Annotated in this window: 10 protein-coding genes; 4 read left to right on the forward strand and 6 right to left on the reverse strand. The window is 70.3% G+C overall.

Annotated features, from left to right (window positions below; all coding sequences use genetic code 11):
* Nucleotides 1–121: 121 nt before the first annotated feature.
* Entirely contained in the window at nucleotides 122–1,312 is a 1,191-nt protein-coding gene (locus tag ACFPM7_RS20400; RefSeq protein WP_378249265.1) for a lipase family protein, read from the reverse strand.
* Between the two features lie 158 nt (nucleotides 1,313–1,470).
* Nucleotides 1,471–3,198 (reverse strand): DUF6801 domain-containing protein, encoded by a 1,728-nt coding sequence (locus ACFPM7_RS20405; RefSeq protein ID WP_378249266.1) that lies wholly within the window; start codon nucleotides 3,196–3,198, stop codon nucleotides 1,471–1,473.
* 484 nt (nucleotides 3,199–3,682) lie between these two features.
* On the opposite strand from ACFPM7_RS20405, the gene ACFPM7_RS20410 reads away from it, so the two are divergent.
* On the forward strand, nucleotides 3,683–4,843 hold the full coding sequence (locus tag ACFPM7_RS20410; RefSeq protein WP_378249267.1) for a PucR family transcriptional regulator: 1,161 nt from the start codon (nucleotides 3,683–3,685) through the stop codon (nucleotides 4,841–4,843).
* Nucleotides 4,844–4,915: 72 nt separating this feature from the next.
* Here ACFPM7_RS20410 and ACFPM7_RS20415 read toward each other — a convergent pair whose 3' ends face one another.
* Both ACFPM7_RS20415 and ACFPM7_RS20420 read right to left on the reverse strand, forming a co-directional pair.
* A complete protein-coding gene (locus tag ACFPM7_RS20415; RefSeq protein ID WP_378249268.1) occupies nucleotides 4,916–6,013 on the reverse strand; it encodes a S1 family peptidase in 1,098 nt (365 codons plus the stop codon).
* A gap of 376 nt (nucleotides 6,014–6,389) precedes the next feature.
* Nucleotides 6,390–8,660 (reverse strand): ATP-binding cassette domain-containing protein, encoded by a 2,271-nt coding sequence (locus ACFPM7_RS20420; RefSeq protein WP_378249269.1) that lies wholly within the window; start codon nucleotides 8,658–8,660, stop codon nucleotides 6,390–6,392.
* A 76-nt stretch (nucleotides 8,661–8,736) separates the two neighbouring features.
* Between ACFPM7_RS20420 and ACFPM7_RS20425 the strand changes: the two genes are divergently transcribed.
* Nucleotides 8,737–9,519 (forward strand): TetR/AcrR family transcriptional regulator, encoded by a 783-nt coding sequence (locus ACFPM7_RS20425; RefSeq protein WP_378249270.1) that lies wholly within the window; start codon nucleotides 8,737–8,739, stop codon nucleotides 9,517–9,519.
* A 202-nt stretch (nucleotides 9,520–9,721) separates the two neighbouring features.
* On the opposite strand, the gene ACFPM7_RS20430 is transcribed toward ACFPM7_RS20425, so the two are convergent.
* The gene (locus tag ACFPM7_RS20430; RefSeq protein ID WP_378249271.1) at nucleotides 9,722–13,150 is read right to left on the reverse strand and encodes a DNA topoisomerase (ATP-hydrolyzing); all 3,429 of its coding nucleotides are present in this window, start codon (nucleotides 13,148–13,150) and stop codon (nucleotides 9,722–9,724) included.
* Between the two features lie 32 nt (nucleotides 13,151–13,182).
* A complete protein-coding gene (locus ACFPM7_RS20435) occupies nucleotides 13,183–15,234 on the reverse strand; it encodes a DNA gyrase/topoisomerase IV subunit B (RefSeq protein ID WP_378249272.1) in 2,052 nt (683 codons plus the stop codon).
* Between the two features lie 341 nt (nucleotides 15,235–15,575).
* Here ACFPM7_RS20435 and ACFPM7_RS20440 point away from each other — a divergent pair, with 341 nt between their 5' ends.
* Complete coding sequence (locus ACFPM7_RS20440) at nucleotides 15,576–16,322, forward strand: lytic polysaccharide monooxygenase (protein WP_378249273.1); 747 nt, start codon at nucleotides 15,576–15,578, stop codon at nucleotides 16,320–16,322.
* A gap of 67 nt (nucleotides 16,323–16,389) precedes the next feature.
* The gene (locus ACFPM7_RS20445; RefSeq protein ID WP_378249274.1) at nucleotides 16,390–17,034 is read left to right on the forward strand and encodes a DUF305 domain-containing protein; all 645 of its coding nucleotides are present in this window, start codon (nucleotides 16,390–16,392) and stop codon (nucleotides 17,032–17,034) included.
* Nucleotides 17,035–17,056 lie beyond the last annotated feature (22 nt).

The raw sequence follows: 17,056 nt of genomic DNA on the forward strand, positions 1-17,056 counted from the left end.
GAAGTTAGAACTGGCCAGACGGCACCGTCAAGCGCGGCCGGCGAATATCGGCGCGCCGCCACGAGTAGCTGACGCGCTCTTGTGGCGAGGTGAGCAATAAGGCGAAGTTCAGCAGCTCACACTAGGCGCAGTTCGAGGTGGCGGGAACACCCGCGACCCGGTCCTTGAGGAACGCGAGCGCGTCGCGGTTGCCGTGGAAGATCATGCCTATGTGGTCCTTCGGCAATTCCCGCCAGGTGAGCTTGACACCTTTCGCGCAATAGTCGGCGCCCAACTTCTTGGCCTGGCGATAATCCACGACGTCGTCCTGGGTGCCGTGGTACTGCAGAACCGGGACGCCGATGGTCCCGGCGCCCAGCTTGTTCTGTCCGACCCTGGCCAGCCACGCCTCCGTGAGAACGGGACTGCTGGTCAGGTACTCGTTGAGCCGTTTGCCCCGGTACTTGACGAGCAGTTCGACCGTGCAGTCGCCAGCCTTCATCTCGGCTATCGCTTGGCGTCCGGCGTCATTGAGGTAGTTTTCCAGATCGAGTTCGGCATAGGCGTTGTCGAGCCCGTGAAGCGCGTAGAGCAGGAAACCGAATCCGAATCGGCCCTCCAGGAACAGCGTGACCTGGACCAGGTCGGCCGGGACACCGCCCGCGACCACGCCGACCAGGTTCAGCTCGGGGGCGTAGGCGGGCGCCAACTCGGCCGCCCACAGCGCCGCGCCGCCGCCCTGGGAATAGCCGCGAAGCAGCACTGTGGGCGCGAGCGCGCCGACCTGCGGCATGCGCCCCGCCGCGCGCACGAGGTCGAGCACGGCGTGCCCTTCGGAGCGACCGGTGATGTAAGTCGTCCTCGGCTGCGGCTGGTAGCCCTCGTAGTCGGTCATGACGACGATCCAGCCCTGGTCCAGCATCTCGTTGGCGGCGGGCTGCTCGTAGAACGCGCCGATCTCGGACATGTGCGAGACCCGGCAACCGAAGCCGGGACCGTGGGTGCCCGCGGCCAGGCTCACCACGGGCGCGGTCTTCGGGTCGACGCCGCGGGGCACCAGGACGGTGCCGACGACCGCCATGGGGCGGTCGAGGGCGTCGGTCGAGCGGTACATGACCTGCCACGCCGTGACACCCCGGTCGGCGACGGCGGCCGCGGCGGCGGGACGGCTGCGGATGACGTCGCCCGGCCTGCCTTCGGGCAGCGGGGAGGGCGGCACGTAGAAGGAGTCCTCGCTGGGCGCGGGGTGCGCCTGTCCCGTCGGCACGCCCACCAGGGTCGCGGCGACGGCGGCCGCCAGCGCGGCGGCGAGCCCGCGCAGTCGGGAATTCATGGTCGACACCGTGATTACCTCCATTGCGCCGGGGAATACGCACCCAGCCGGGAGAACAGTTGACCGAAATGACGCTACCAGTTTGTCGGGCGCTGGAATTCGTGAAGATATGACAAATCCGCGGGATGATTCCCGCGGATTTGTCGTCAGTGAAGCGGTCAGCCCCGCGCGCGCTTGCGCTGCATCAGCAGCATGGCGATACCCGCGCTGACCAGGGTGGCGCCGATGCCGATGGGCAGGGCGATCGACGCGCCGGTCTCGGCCAAGCCGCCGCCGGGAGGGGGCGGCCCACCGGCCGGCAGGGTCGTCGGCGGGGTGGGCGGCCACGGGTCGTCGGTCGTCGTCACGGTCGGCTCACCGGTCGTGGCGGTCGTGGTGGCCGTCGGCTCGGTGGTGGTGGCGGCGGTGGTGGTGGTGGTGGTTGCAGTCGGGCGAGTTGTCGTCGGGGTGGTGGTGGTCGGCTTGGTCGTAGTGGTCGGGGTTGCGGTTGTGGTCGTCGGCGTGGTCGTGGTTGGGGCTGTGCTCGTCGGCGTGGTCGTGGTGGTTGTGGTGGGACCGCCACCGCCCAGCTCGAAGCGGAGGAGTTCGAGGTCCTGGCCGGGGTCGAGGACGCAGTCGGCGGTGAAGGTCTTCAGGCCGGTCTCGTTGCCCGCGGCGTCGCGCGGGGTCAGCGTGGTGCTGAAGTCGCCGACGGTGATCACCGTGACGCCCGCCTTCTCCACCGGGTGGCTGGGCACCGACCCCGAGGCGACGGTGTCGAAGCCGCCCGACGCGGGCACGGCGGTCCTCGGGATGGCCAGCCCGGGGATGGGCAGGTCGAAGCCGGCGCCCGCGTTGTCCACGACGACGAGTGCGTCCGCGGCGCCCTCGACGGTCTTCGCGCCGACCAGCGCCAGACCCTGGGTCGCGGCGTCGTTGACCGAGGCGGTCGCGGAGAAGCCCGTGGTGACGACATCGCCGCCGACCGCGTCGGGGATCGCGACATCGGCCTGGATGCGGACCTTCAGCGGCTGCGTGCCGATGAGCGGGAAGACGCACTTGTAGTCGACGACCTTGTCGACGGGGATCGCCGCTCCGGGCGGTCCCGTCGTCGTGGTGGTCGGGTCTGTCGTAGTGGGTTCGGTGGTCGGGTTCGTCGTCGTCGTCGGCCCAGTGGTCGGGTCCGTGGTTGGGCCCGCCGTTGGGTCCGTCGTCGTCGGGTCCGTTGTGGATGGTCCGGTGCTGGTGGGGTCCGTGGTGGTCGGTTCCGTGGTGGTGGGGTCGGTCGGCTCGCCGACGGTGAAGCTGAGCAGCGTGGTGTCCTGCGCCGGGTCCAGCGCGCACTTCGACTCGAAGGTGCCGAGACCGGTCTCCGCGCCGTCGGCGCGGCGCGGGGTCAGCGTGGTCGCGAAGTCGCCGACGACGATGCTGGTCGGCCCCGCCTTCGGGAAGGCCGTCGGCACCGAGCCGCTCGCGACGGTGTCGAAGGGACCGGACGCGGGCACGTCGGTCTTCGGGATGGACAGCCCGGGGATCGCGATCGGCAGTGCCGCACCCGCGTTGTGCATGGTGATGCCCGCGACCGCGCTGCCCTCGACCGTCTTCGCGCCCACCAGGGTCAGGCCCTGGGTCGCGGTGTCCGGCACGGTCGCGGTGGCGGTGAAGCCGGTGGTGACGATCTCGCCGCCCTCCGCGGCCGGGACGTCCACCGTCGCCCTGATCCGCACGCTCAGCTTCTGGCTGCCGATCAGCGGGAACGGGCAGGTGAAGGTCAGCGTCTTGTCGACCTGGACGGGCTCGGCGGCGCTGGCGCCCGCGGTCATCAGGAGCCCGCCGACGACGAGTCCGGTCACCCCGACCGCGGCCACCGCGGCCAGCGCGCGCCTGGGCTCAACACGAGTGCTCATCGGTCCTCTTCCATTCTCCGAATTGCCGAACCGCGAAACTACCCGCCGGTAACACTTTTCCGCAATACTCGGAAGCGCATTCCGCATCGCCATTGATTTGGCACGATTCCAACAATTCACAGCCGCAGACTTGTCACCCTGGATCAAGCTCGCTACCTGCCGAAACATGCCCACCAGGCAGGACGGCAACTTTTGTCACGGACGTACAAGTTCTGCCCCAGGAGTTGCGCACGGCGAACAAGGAAGCCGAACGGAAGCGCGTTCTCGCTGGTCTGGGCAGGTATGTGTAACTCGGCGTTGACACCCGTCGGTAACAAACTTATCGTCGGCTGAGCAATCCGGCCCATGGCGGCCGGTGTCGGCGGCTGGAACTTGTCAGAACGGCGGTGGCGCTATGGCGGCTGTGCCCGGTCAGGTCGTTCGAGCCGACGGGCTCCCCCGTCCCCGCACCGCCCGGCCACCGGCGCGCGGCACGGTTCGCCAGGTGATCGCCAGTCTTCCGCCGGTGCTGGACGAGCGGGTCCGGGCGGTGAGCGGCGACCTCGTCCGCGAGGTCGTCGCCGAGATCCAGGCGGCGGTCCCGGTCTACCGCCCCGACCCCGACCCCGAGCGCGACCCGACGGTGATCGTGGTGCGCAACGCGGGCGCGGCGATCTTCTACTGCCTGGAGAACCCCGGCGACAGCGCCCACCCGGACATCGGCAAGTGGGAGGCCACCTTCCGCGAGGCGGGCAGGCTGGAGTTCGTGCAGGGCCGCACGATGGACGCCCTGCAGACGGCTGTGCGCGTCGGCGCGCGGTCGGCGTGGCGGCGGCTGCGGGTCATCGGCGCCGAGATCGGCGTGCCGACGGACACGATGCTCGTCCTCGCCGACCGGATCTTCGCCTACGTGGACGAGTTGTGCGCGGTCGCCATCGCCGGCTACACCAACGCCCAGGCCACCGCGACCGGCGCGGTGGAGCGCAGGCGCAAACAGCTGCTGAAGATGCTCCTGGCCGATCCCCCGGTGTCCCCGCACGCCATCCGCGAGCTGGCCGAGACGACCGACTGGACGCTGCCCAGGCAGGTCCACGCGGTCGCCGTCGAGCCGTCGGACACCGAGGGCCGCCCCGGCCCGGAAGCCCTGGCCGACCTGACGAGCACCACCCCGTGCCTGGTCGTCGCCGAGTGGACGGACGCGCTGGCCGAGCGCCTGCCGCAGCGCAGAATCGCTGTCGGCCCCGCCGTCCCCCTGGAGCGCGCCGCGCACTCGCTGTCGGTCGCCCGCCGCGCCCTGGCCCTCGTCCACCGCGGTGTCCTGCGGGCCGATCCGGTGCTGCACTGCCAGGACCACCTGCCCGCCCTGGTCCTGCTGGCCGACGAGTACCTGCTGGCGCAGATCGTCCGCGACGCCCTGGCCCCCTTCGACGAGCTGACCCAGAAGCAGCGCGAGCGGCTGACGGCGACTCTGCTCGCCTGGCTGGAGACCCGCGGCGGCGTCAACGAGGTCGCCTGCCGCCTCGCCGTCCACCCCCAGACGGTCCGCTACCGCATGCACCAGCTGGAGGAGCTGCTCGGCGACCGCTTGGACGACCCCGCCGAGCGCCTGACCATGGAGATCGCCCTTCGCGGGGCGATCCTGTTGGCGCACAACGGTTCTGACTGATCACCCACGCGCGAGACCGAGGGGCGTCGCCGGGCTCGGGCGACGCCCCTCGGTGGTTAGCGCCCTCGCGCGCTAGCTGGTGACGAGGCTCAGGCCGTAGCGGCTGAGGATCTCGTTCACGGGCTGGAAGTAGGTCGTGCCGCCGGAGGAGCAGTTGCCCGAGCCGCCGGAGGTCACGCCCTGCGCCTGGTTGCCGGAGATCCACGAGCCACCGGAGTCGCCGGGCTCGGCGCAGGCGTTGGTGCGGGTCATGCCGTAGACCGCGCCCTGGGAGTAGCGCACGGTCTGGTTCTTGGCCTGGATGGTGCCGCAGCGCCAGCCGGTGGTGGAGCCGGAGCGGCAGACGGACGCGCCGATCGCGGCCTCGGAGGACCCGGCGACGGTCACGCTGCCGCCGTTGTAGCGGTTGACGAGGTTGCGCGGGGTCCAGTTCGAGTTGACCTGGACCCAGCCCATGTCGTCACCGGGGAAGGACGAGCCGCGGACGGTGCCCTGCGCGACGCGGTTGAAGCCGCTGGTGGAGGTGCCCACGCTGCCGCAGTGGCCCGCGGTGACGAAGCCGCCGCGCACCGAGAAGCCGATCGAGCAGCGGCTGCCGCCCGGGTAGTACGCGTCGCCGCCGCGCACGTCGTACAGCGGGCGCGGGGCCTCGGTGGTCTCCACGACGCGGGAGGTGCCGGAGACGCCCGCCTTGGCGGCGAACGCCTCGGCGGCGCCCGCGGTGCCCTTCGCGGTGGTGATGGTGACGGTGTTGCCCTTGACGTCGACGTACCAGCCGGTGACACCGGCCGGGGCCGACGTGGCGTTGAGCTTGGCGACCGAGGCGTCGAGGGTGCCCGCGCTGTGCTTGACGATCTGCGGGACGGCGCCGTCGGCGCGCACGGCGGCGGCGCCTGCCGCGTCGGTCACGCCGACGACCAGGACGTTGCGGGTCGAGTCGAACCACGCGCCGCCGTAGGTGGTGCTCAGCGCGGACTCCAGGCGCTGCTCGGACTTCACGGCGTCGGTCTCGGCGGCGAGCCGGGTCAGCGCCGCGTCCTTGCTCAGACCGAGGTCGCGCTGCATGGCGGCCAGCATCTCGGGGTTGACCTCGGCGCTCGCCCCACCGGGGGAGGCGACGACGGTGACGGCCGCGGCGAGCAGGGCGGTAACGGCGAAGCTGCGTTTCACAGCGATCTCCAACGGATCGGGTGCAGGGGCACGAATCGCGACGGACCACGATCGGGAAAACCCGCCGATTCAACCAGATCCGCCTCACCGGAGCGGTCGAATCAGTCGCTCCCTCCGAATATCGTCGGGGTCACACCCGAGGCGCAAGGGCGACTTCTTCACGTATCACGGTGAGATACTGTGAATTGAGATTGCTCCGTTGGTGCAGCTCAGCGCGCTACCGAAGGCCACTGTAGGACTCTGTTAACTGTGAAGCCAGCAGCTCGTGAGAATGTCAAGGGCGAGCACGGACCCCGCCCCCTCGGGGCGTAAGGTTGGTAATTCGACGGAGCCCGTGCCCGCCGCGCCACAATAGACCCAGGCGCTTACCGGCTGATCACCGGGCCGAAATTCCCACGTAATCACGCAGGTGTCGGGCCGTCAGCGTGTCCCCGGCGGCGACGAGGTCGGCGGGCGGGCCGGTGAAGACCACCCGGCCGCCGTCGTGCCCCGCGCCGGGGCCCAGGTCGATGATCCAGTCCGCGTGCGCCATGACGGCCTGGTGGTGCTCGATGACGATCACCGTGTTGCCGTCGTCCACCAGTCGGTCGAGCAGGCCGAGCAGCTGGTCGACATCGGCCAGGTGCAGGCCGGTGGTGGGCTCGTCGAGGATGTAGACCGCGCCCTTGCCCGCCATCCGGACGGCGAGCTTGAGCCGCTGGCGCTCGCCGCCGGACAGCGTCGTCAGCGGCTGGCCGAGGCTGATGTAGGACAGCCCGACGCCGGACAGCCGGTCGAGGACCACCCTGGCCGGGCCGGACGGGAAGAACTCCCGCGCCTCGGCGACCGACATCGCCAGCACCTCGCTGATGTCCTTGCCGCGCAGCTTGTGCGTCAGCACCTCGGCGGTGAACCGCTTGCCGTCGCACTTCTCGCACACCGACGCGACACCGGCCATCATCGCCAGGTCGGTGTAGACCAGCCCGATGCCCTTGCAGTTCGGGCACGCGCCCTCGGAGTTCGCGCTGAACAGCGCCGCCTTGACCCCGTTGGCCTTGGCGAAGGCGGTGCGCACCGGGTCGAGCAGACCGGTGTAGGTGGCCGGGTTGCTGCGCCGCGAGCCGCGGATCGCCGACTGGTCGACCACCACGACGCCCTCGCGCCCGGCCAGCGAGCCGTGGATCAGCGAGCTCTTGCCCGACCCCGCGACCCCGGTCACCACGGTCAGCACCCCCAGCGGGACGTCCACGCTGACATCGCGCAGGTTGTGCAGGCTCGCCCCCGTGATCGGCAGCTGCCCGGCGGGCGTGCGCACGGTCTCGCGCAGCCGGGCCCGGTGGTCGAGGTGGCGGCCGGTGAGCGTGCCCGAGGCGCGCAGCCCGGCGACGTCGCCGGTGTAGCGGATCTGGCCGCCGTCGGTCCCCGCGCCGGGTCCGAGGTCGACCACGTGGTCGGCGATGGCGATCACCTCGGGCTTGTGCTCGACCACCAGCACCGTGTTGCCCTTCTCCCGCAGCAGGAGCAGCAGCTCGTTCATCCGCTGGATGTCGTGCGGGTGCAGGCCCACGGTCGGCTCGTCGAAGACGTAGGTGACGTCGGTGAGCGAGGACCCCAGGTGGCGCACCATCTTGACCCGCTGCGCCTCGCCGCCGGAGATCGTGCCGGACTCGCGGTCCAGGCTCAGGTAGCCCAAGCCGATCCCGCACAGCGAGTCCAGGGTCTCCAACAGGGTCTTGAGCACGGGCGCGACCGAGGGCTCGTCCAGCTTGCGGACGAAGTCGGCGAGGTCGCTGATCTGCATGGCCGAGCAGTCGGCGATGGTGAGCCCGTGGATGCGCGAGGACAGCGCGGCGGCGTTGAGCCGGGCGCCGCCGCACTCGCCGCAGGTGGCGAAGGTCGCGACCCGGTCGACGAACTCGCGGATGTGGGCCTGCATGGAGGCGCGCTCCTTGAGCAGGTACAGCCGCTGGACCTTCACCACCAGGCCCTCGTAGGTGATGGTGCTGTTGCCCGCCTTCACCTTTGTGGAGGGCTTGTGCAGGAAGTCGGCCCACTCCTGCTCGGTGTAGTCGCGCAGCTTCTTGTCCGGGTCGAAGAAGCCGGAGGCGGTGAACTGCTGCCAGTACCAGGTGCCGACACCGAAGTTGGGCGCGGTGATCGCGCCCTCGTTGAGGGACTTGTCCCGGTCGAGCAGTTCGCCGAGGTTGACGTCGGACACCCGGCCCAGGCCCTCGCAGTTCGGGCACATGCCCTCGGCCAGGTTGAAGCTGAAGGCCCCCGACGTGCCGATGTTGGGCTCCCCGAGCCTGCTGAACACGATCCGCAGCATCGTGTGCGCGTCGGTCGCGGTGCCCACGGTGGACCGCGCGTTGGCCCCCATCCGCTCCTGGTCGACCACGATCGCGGCGCTGAGGTTGCGCAGCGAGTCGACGTCCGGCCTGCCGACGTTGGGCATGAACGACTGGATGAAGGCGGTGTAGGTCTCGTTGATCAGCCGCTGCGACTCCGCGGCGATCGTGCCGAACACCAGCGAGGACTTGCCGGACCCGGAGACCCCGGTGAAGACGGTGAGCCTGCGCTTGGGGATGTCGACGTCGACTCCCCGCAGGTTGTTCTCCCTCGCCCCCCGGACCTCGATCACATCGTGGCTGTCGGCGTTCGTGGTCACGCTAGTCCCCCACCTGAGTTTATGATGTAAAGTGATGGCCGGAGACAAGCTACTTTACGGCATAAGGAGACGCAAGGTGGTCGTCTACGCAGGCCAGGGAGATCCCGCCAGGTCCATCCCCCTGCTCTGGCGGGCACCCGCGGAGCCCAAGCCCGGCCTGTCGGTGGATGCCGTGGTGGACGCCGGGATCGAGGTGGCCGACTCCGCGGGCCTGGCGGCCCTGTCGATGCGCGCGGTCGGCGAGCGCCTGGGTGTCACCGCCATGGCGCTGTACACCCACGTCCCCGGCAAGGGCGAACTGCTGGAATTGATGTACGACCGCGCCTTGGCGCGCTTGCCTACGCATTATCCCCAAGAAATGCAATGGCGCGAGGCCCTCACCACCTGGGCCGACGACACCGTCGCCTTCCACCTGCGCCACCCCTGGCTCCTGCACATCTCCCAGGCCCGCCCGGTCCTGGGCCCCCACGAGTTCCAGTCCCTGGAAACCCTCTCCGAGCTGGTCCGCCGCACCGGTCTGCCCCCGAAGTCCGCCCGGGGCGCCGTCACCACCCTCACCAACTACACCCGAGGCGCCGCCCAGACCATCGCCGACGCCCGAGCCGCCGCCGCGGCCACCGGCCAGTCCGACGACGAGTGGTGGTTCTCCCGCTCGCCGTTGCTGGACGACGTCGCCCACGACTTCTCCACCCGCTACGAGAACCTTCTCTGGCTGGAGAGCGACCCCGAACCCCAACCCGAGGACTGCACCCCGTACCTGGAGTGGCAGGCCCGCCGCAGCTTCCACACCGGACTGGAGATCCTCTTGGACGGCATCGAGGCCGCCCAGAACCGAGCAACCCCCGCAGAGGCGAACTAGCTACAAGAAGAAGACGGGCGGGCGAGGGAGAAGGGATGCCGGGGAGGAGGCGTGCACCTGCCCCCCTCCCGACACACGCTTCCCCGCCACCTGTTCGTAGGGGCCCCGCCGAAGCGAACCCACCCCATCGGACCGCCCGCCAACTCCGGGAACCCCAACCCGGGTACGCCAACGGCACCCCAGCAGAGAACCCGGCGAAGACTCAATCCCGCTCGACCAAGTGCCCGATCACATCCGGCCCCGGATGCGCCGACCCACTCCCATCCCGACGCGGATCAGCCTCGGGAAGCTCAACAGCGGAACCAGAGCGGCTGATGCCCGCCGGGCGCGGGCCGATCCAGGCCAGCGTGACCGCGTTCTCCCCCTTGAGGAAGCGGTGGGCGCGGACGCCGCCGGTGGCACGGCCCTTCGGGGGGTACTTCTCGAAGGGAGTCACCTTCACCGTCGTCCCCGTCACGGTGACCACCATCGGCTCCCCGTGATCAGGATCGTCGGTGCGCACCGCGCCGAAGAACACCGCGTGCGCCCCAGCGGACAGGTTCACCCCCGCCATGCCGCCGCCCTTGAGGCCCTGCGGCCGGACCAGCCCCGCCGAGTAGCGCAGCAGCGAGGCGTCGGAGGTGACGAACGCCAGGGTCTCCTCGCCGTCGCCGAGCCACGTCGCCCCGACGACCTCGTCCCCGTCGCGCAGCGCGATGACCTCGAACTCGTCCGAGCGGACCGGCCAATCCGGGGCGCACACCTTCACCACGCCCTGGGCGGTGCCCAGCGCCAGCCCGGGTGAGCCCGAGCCCGCCTCGCCGAGGGGGGCGATGCCCACCACCCGCTCGCCCTTCTCCAGCGGCACCAGCTCACCGGCCGACATCCCGCCGGACAGCGACACCGTCCCGCTCTGCTCCGGCAGCACCGGCAGGGGCAGCACGTCCACCTTGAACGCCCGGCCCCGCGAGGTCACCAGCAGCACCTGGCCGCGCGCCGTGGAGTGCACCGACGCCGAGACCGCGTCGTGCTTGGCGCGCCCGTTGCGCCTGCGCGCCTCGCTCGACTCCTCGGATTCCGCCGCCGTGCGCGCGACCAGACCGGTGGCCGAGAGCAGCACCTGGCACGGGTCGTCGGCGACCTCCAGCGGGCCCGCGGGCTTGCTCGCGGCGAGGACCTCCTTGAGGTCGCCATCGATCAGCGAGGTGCGGCGCTCGTCGGTCAGGTCCTTGGCGACCTTGGCCAGCTCGGCGGAGACGACCTTCCGCAGGATCTTGTCGTCGTCGAGGATCTCGCTCAGCTCGGCGATCTCCTTGCGGAGCTTGTCCTGCTCGGCTTCCAGCTCGATGCGGTCGAACTTGGTGAGCCTGCGCAGAGGGGTGTCGAGGATGTAGGTGGCCTGGATGTCCGAGAGCGTGAACCGCCGCATCAGGCCGTCCTTGGCGGCCTGGGCGTTGTCGCTAGAGCGGATCAGGGCGATGACCTTGTCGATGTCGAGCAGCGCCTTGAGCAGGCCCTCGACCAGGTGCAGCCGGTCCTCGCGCTTCGTGCGCCGGTGCTTCGTGCGCCGGGTGACGACCTCGTAGCGGTGCTTGAGGTAGACCTCCAGCAGCGCCTTGAGGCCGAGCGTGCGCGGCTGGCCCTCGACCAGGACCAGGTTGTTGATGCCGAAGGACTGCTCCATCGGCGTGAGCCGGTAGAGGTCGGCCAGCAGCGCCTGCGGGTTGACCCCCACCTTGCACTCGATGACCAGCCGCGTCCCGTTCTCCCGGTCGGTGAGGTCCTTGACGTCGGCGATGCCGGAGAGCCGCTTGGTCTTGGTGACCTCGTCGGTGATCTTCTCGATGATCTTCTCGGCGCCGACCTGGTAGGGCAGCTCGGTGACCGTGATCGCCTGCCTGCCCCGACTCCCCTCCAGCGGCCCGATCTCCGTGCGCGCCCGCATCCGCACGATGCCGCGCCCGGTCTCGTAGGCCTTGCGCACCTCGTCGAGCCCCAGCAGCATCCCGCCGGTGGGCAGATCGGGGCCGGGCACGAACTCCATCAGCTTGTCGAGGTCGGCCTCGGGATGGTTAACCAACCACCGCGCCGCCGCGACGACCTCGCCGAGGTTGTGCGGGATCATGTTGGTCGCCATGCCGACTGCGATGCCGGAGGAGCCGTTGACCAGCAGGTTCGGGAACGCGGCAGGCAACACCGACGGCTCCTGCAGCGAGCCGTCGTAGTTGGCCCGGAAGTCGACGGTGTCCTCGTCCAGTTCGCCGACGAGCAGCATGGCCTCGGGTGACATCCGGGCCTCGGTGTAGCGGCTCGCCGCCGGTCCGTCGTCTGGGGAACCGAAGTTTCCGTGCCCGTCGACCAGGGGCGCGTTGAGGGAGAAGTCCTGCGCCATACGCACCATGGCGTCGTAGATCGCGACGTCGCCGTGCGGGTGGTACTTGCCCATGCAGTTGTGGACGACGAAACCCTCGACGACGAAGGCGTGCTCGTCGGTGCCCACCTGGATGTCGAAGGTGGTGTCCGACTCGACCGGCTCCACGGAGACGACCTCGACGAGGGACATGCCGCCGGGCAGCCCGTCGGGGACGTGGGCGTCCGCGGAGGGGGCGAATGTCGCGCTCGGGACCGTGGTGAACCGCGCCAGCGCGCGGAAGAGGTCCTGGCCCCCGGCGACGGCGAGCGCACCCGGCGTCCGGTGTGCGGTGTGGACGCCCAAGTCGGCGAGCAGGGAGAAGACCTGGCGAGCGAACACGTCTCCCGCGCGGGCAGGCACCAGTTCCCCGCCGCCGTCGAGCAGGCCCGCGAGGAACGGCAACCACTGGGCGCGGTCGGCGAGGACCTGCGGGGGCACGGTCCCCCCGTCGCGCGGAGAAGCAGCCGCGAGCAGGCCATCGTGGGGCGGGAAGTCCAGGATGTGCTCGTCCCGGTTTCCGCGTTCGCGCTTGTCGCGGCTCACCACGAGTCCGGCCGCGATCGCCCAGCCGTGCGCGGCGTCGATCGGCTCGGTGTCGTCCAGGGTGAGCCGAACACGGCCGTCCGCCTCGACGCCGGCCGCGGCGAGCAGGCCCAGCACGTAGGGGTAGGCGTCAGCGGTGGACGCGGGGATCTCACGGGCTTCGCCGTAGGCGACCGTGCGTTCGCCCACCAGGTCGTGCGCGGCCACCCACCGGGTCGAGTCACCAGCGACGGTGCGGAAGCGCTGGCCGGGGGTGACCAGCATGGTGTGCCCGTTGGACCAGGTCACCCGGACAAGTTCTGACACCGGGTTCTCGTAGACGGCGGTCACCGGCACCGGGCGGCTCGCTCCGTCGAGTACCTGGTCGCCGATCTCGATGTCCTCGATCGGGCGCAGCCCGCCGGGAGTGGAGACCAGCGCACCCCGGACGAAGCAGTCGCCCACCACGCGCGAGGACTTCACATAGGCGTGGGTGGGCCGGTAGCCCTGCTCGTTCATCGAGAACAGAATCCGCCGGTGGACGGGCTTGAGGCCGTCGCGGGCGTCGGGGAGGGCTCGGGAGTGGATGACCGAGTAGGCGTACTCCAGGTAGGAGTCCTCGATCTCGGTCTTCACCGGGTTCTCGAAGACCTTCGCGCCCGCCTGGTCGAAGGCGGCGGGGTCGACCTTGGTGGAGACGGCCTTGCGGCGTGCCATGAGGGGCTCTTCCTGTTCCGGACCAGGGGGGATCAGATGTCGATGGCGTCTTGGTCGACGCGGGCGGCGGACTCGACCAGCCAGTTGCGGCGGGGTTCGACCTTCTCACCCATGAGGAGTTCCAGGGCCGCCTCGGCGGCGTCGGCGTCGTGCAGGGTGATGCGGCGGACCGAGCGCGAGGCCGGGTTCATCGTGGTGTCCCACAGTTCGTCGGCGTCCATCTCGCCCAGGCCCTTGAACCGGGGGACGGGGGTGACGACCTGCTTGCCCGCCTTGGTCAGCGCGGCGACCTTCTGCTCCATCTCGCGCTGGGTGAAGGTGAAGATCGTCTGTGCGTTGCGGCCGCGGGTCTGCACCTTGTGCAGCGGGGGCATGGCGGCGTAGAGCCTGCCGTCCTCGATCACCGGGCGCATGTACTTGGCGAAGAGGGTGATCAGCAGGGTGCGGATGTGGGAGCCGTCGACGTCGGCGTCGGCCATGATGATGACGCGGCCGTAGCGCATGGCGGGCAGGTCGAAGGTGCGGCCGGTGCCCGCGCCGAGGACCTGCACGATGGAAGCGATCTCGGTGTTGCGCAGGGTGTCGGCGATGCTGGCCTTCTGCACGTTGAGGATCTTGCCCCGGATGGGCAGCAGCGCCTGGTACTCCGAGACGCGCGCCATGCGGGCCGAGCCGAGCGCGCTGTCGCCTTCCACGATGAACAGCTCGCTGCGGGCCACGCCCGTGGTGCGGCAGTCGACCAGCTTGGCGGGCATGGCCGCGCCCTCCAGCGCGGTCTTGCGCCGGGCGGCGTCCTTCTGCTGCTTCTGGGCGATGCGCACGCGGCCCGCGTCCACGATCTTCTGCAGGACGACCTTGGCCTCGGCCTTGGTCTTGCGGTCCTCGCTCCAGGCGCGGATGTGCTTGTCCACCACGGCCTGGATGACCTTGGTGATGCCCGCGGTGGACAGTTCGTCCTTGGTCTGGGAGGTGAACTGCGGCTCGGGGATGCGCACGTGCACGACCGCGGTCATGCCTTCCAGCACGTCCTCCAGGGTCGGCATGTCCTCCTTGGGCTTGAGCAGCCCGCGGGTCTTGGAGATGGCGTCCTGCAGCGCCTTGACCGCGCCGCGCTCGAAACCCTTGCGGTGCGTGCCGCCGTGCATGTTGCGGATGGTGTTGGTGAAGCACTCCACCGTGCGCTCGTAGCCGGTGCCCCAGCGCAGCGCCACCTCGACCTCGGCGCGGCGCTCCACTTTGGAGCGCATGACGCCGTTCTCGTCGGCGGCGTTCTCGTGGTAGACGCCCTCGCCGGTGATCACCAGGGGGCCGCAGACCTCGCGCTCGCTGGACGGGGCGAGGAAGGAGACCATGTCGGTCAGGCCGCCGGGGAAGACGAAGGTCTCCTCGGCGATCGCGCCCTCGGTCGCATCGCGTAGCACGTACGTCACGCCGGGTACGAGGAACGCGGTGTTGCGCAGCTTGGCGCGGACGTGGTCGGCGTCGAGGACGGCGCCGTTCTCGAAGTAGCGGGTGTCGTACCAGTAGCGGATCGAGGTGCCGGTGGACTCACCGCGCTTCATCTTGCCGACGACGCGCAGGCCGGACTCGTGGGTGAACTTCGCCTTCGGCCCCGGCCCGTCGAAGACCCCGGGCACGCCGTGGGCGAAGGACATCTCGTGGACCTTGCCGTCGCGCTTGACGGTGACGTCGAAGCGCAGGGACAGGGCGTTGACCGCCGAGGCGCCGACGCCGTGCAGGCCGCCGGAGGTCTTGTAGCCGGAGCCGCCGAACTTGCCGCCCGCGTGCAGCCTGGTCAGGACCAGCTCGACGCCGGAGAGGCCGGACTTGGCGTGCACGCCGGTCGGGATGCCGCGGCCGTCGTCGTCGACCTGGACGCTGCCGTCGGCGTGCAGGGTGACCACGACCTTGGCGGCGTACCCGGCCACGCCCTCGTCGGTGGAGTTGTCCACGATCTCGGTGAACAGGTGCTGCACGCCGCGGCTGTCGGTGGAGCCGATGTACATGCCGGGCCGCTTGCGGACCGCCTCCAGCCCTTCGAGGTGCGTGAGGTCGTCGGCGCCGTACAGGGTCTCGGCTGTCACTTCTTCTCGCTCCCCGGGAATGGCTCGCTGGTCGAACAGGTGTCCAAGGTACCGGAGGGTATCCGGGCCGCCCGACAACGCGCCGGTTTGGCCGGGCTCGTGTGGCGGACTGGGCGGAGAGAAGGTATGGCGGGCCGGTATGCCCACTCGGCCGCAGGGCGCTGGTAGGAACGGATCAGCCGGGCATCATCCCTGGTCTTGACGGGTGATCCACAGGCTGGTTATGGTCTAGACCAAAGCTTGACTTCGGGAAGGCAGGCGTCCCACTGCTTGCCCGTTTCCACACCCCTGCGCCGGCTGCCCGCCGGCGGAAACGCAGTCCTCCCGTGGAGGAGCAGACGATGAAGCACAAGCGAAAGATCGCCACCATCGCCGCGGGCGTCGGCCTGAGCCCGCTGATCATGGTTCTCCTGCCCGCCTCTCCCGCGGCGGCGCACGGATACATCTCCAACCCGCCCAGCAGGCAGGCCCAGTGCGCATCGGGCACGGTGTCCAACTGCGGCGCGATCCAGTGGGAGCCGCAGAGCGTCGAGGGACCGAAGGGGCAGCGCAACTGCCACGCCGGTGACTCGCGCTGGGGCCCGCTCAACGACGACTCCAAGGGGTGGCGCGCCACCTCGGTCGGGTCCTCGGTGACCTTCAACTGGATCAAGACCGCCCGGCACTCCACGTCGAACTGGGAGTACTACATCGGCGGCACCCGGATCGCCTCGTTCAACGGCAACAACCAGCAGCCCGGCTCGACGGTGACCCACCAGGTCAACCTGGGCGGCTACAGCGGGCGCCAGAAGGTCCTGGCCATCTGGAACATCGCCGACACCCCGATGGCGTTCTACAACTGCGTCGACCTGCAGATCGGTGGCGGCGGCACCAACCCGCCGACCACGAACCCGCCCACCACCACCCCGCCGACGACCAACCCGCCCACCACCACCCCGCCCGCCTCGGGCACCTGGTCGGCGGGCACGGCCTACGCCACCGGGTCGACCGTGACCTACAACGGCGCGTCGTACCGCTGCGTCCAGGCGCACACGGCGCTCGCGGGCTGGGAGCCGAGCACGACCCCGGCCCTCTGGACCCGGATCTGACCAGCCGGGTGCGGGGTCCGCGGCGCGGCGGGCCCCGCACCCTTTCCGTCACTGGAGTGACTACCCCATGCGGCGATTCCTCCTGTTTCCCCTGGTCCTGGCTCTGACGGCGTGCGCGGGACCGCTTCCGGCCGAGTTCGCCCCGAAGTCCCCGGCCGCGGGCCACCAGCACGGGCTGCCACCCGCGGCGTCGGTCCCCGCCCCGGCCGACGCCCCGGCCGACGGCGCGGCCGACCCGTCGGTGAACGACTTCAACCTCGCCGACGTCATGTACCTGCAGATGGCGATCGCCAACCACGAGCAGGGCGTCGAGATGGCCGCGCTGGCCGAGCCGCCGCGGGTGCGCCCGCAGGTGGCCGAGCTGTCGGCGGCCATCGGCTCCACGCAGCGCTCCGAGGTCGACCAGATGCGCGCCTGGCTCACGAGCTGGGGCCACACCGACGAGGTGTCGGCCGACCCCGCTGACCACGCCCACCACGGTGGCATGCCGCTCACCACGCCCGAGTCGATCGCGGCGCTGGCGGCGCTGCCCGACGCCGAGTTCGAGCACAGCTACCTGACGCTGCTGACCGGGCACCAGCACAACGCGGTGGAGATGGCCCGCGCCCAGATGACCGACGGCGCGAACCCCGAGGTGAAGAAGTTCGCCGACCGGGTGGTGCAGTCGCGGACCGGGCAGATCAGCGCCATGCTGAAGATCAGCGCGGGCTGACAGGCGGCCCCGCCACGGCATA

The organism is Actinokineospora guangxiensis, assembly GCF_042657845.1.
GTDB classification, from domain to species: Bacteria; Actinomycetota; Actinomycetes; order Mycobacteriales; family Pseudonocardiaceae; genus Actinokineospora; species Actinokineospora guangxiensis.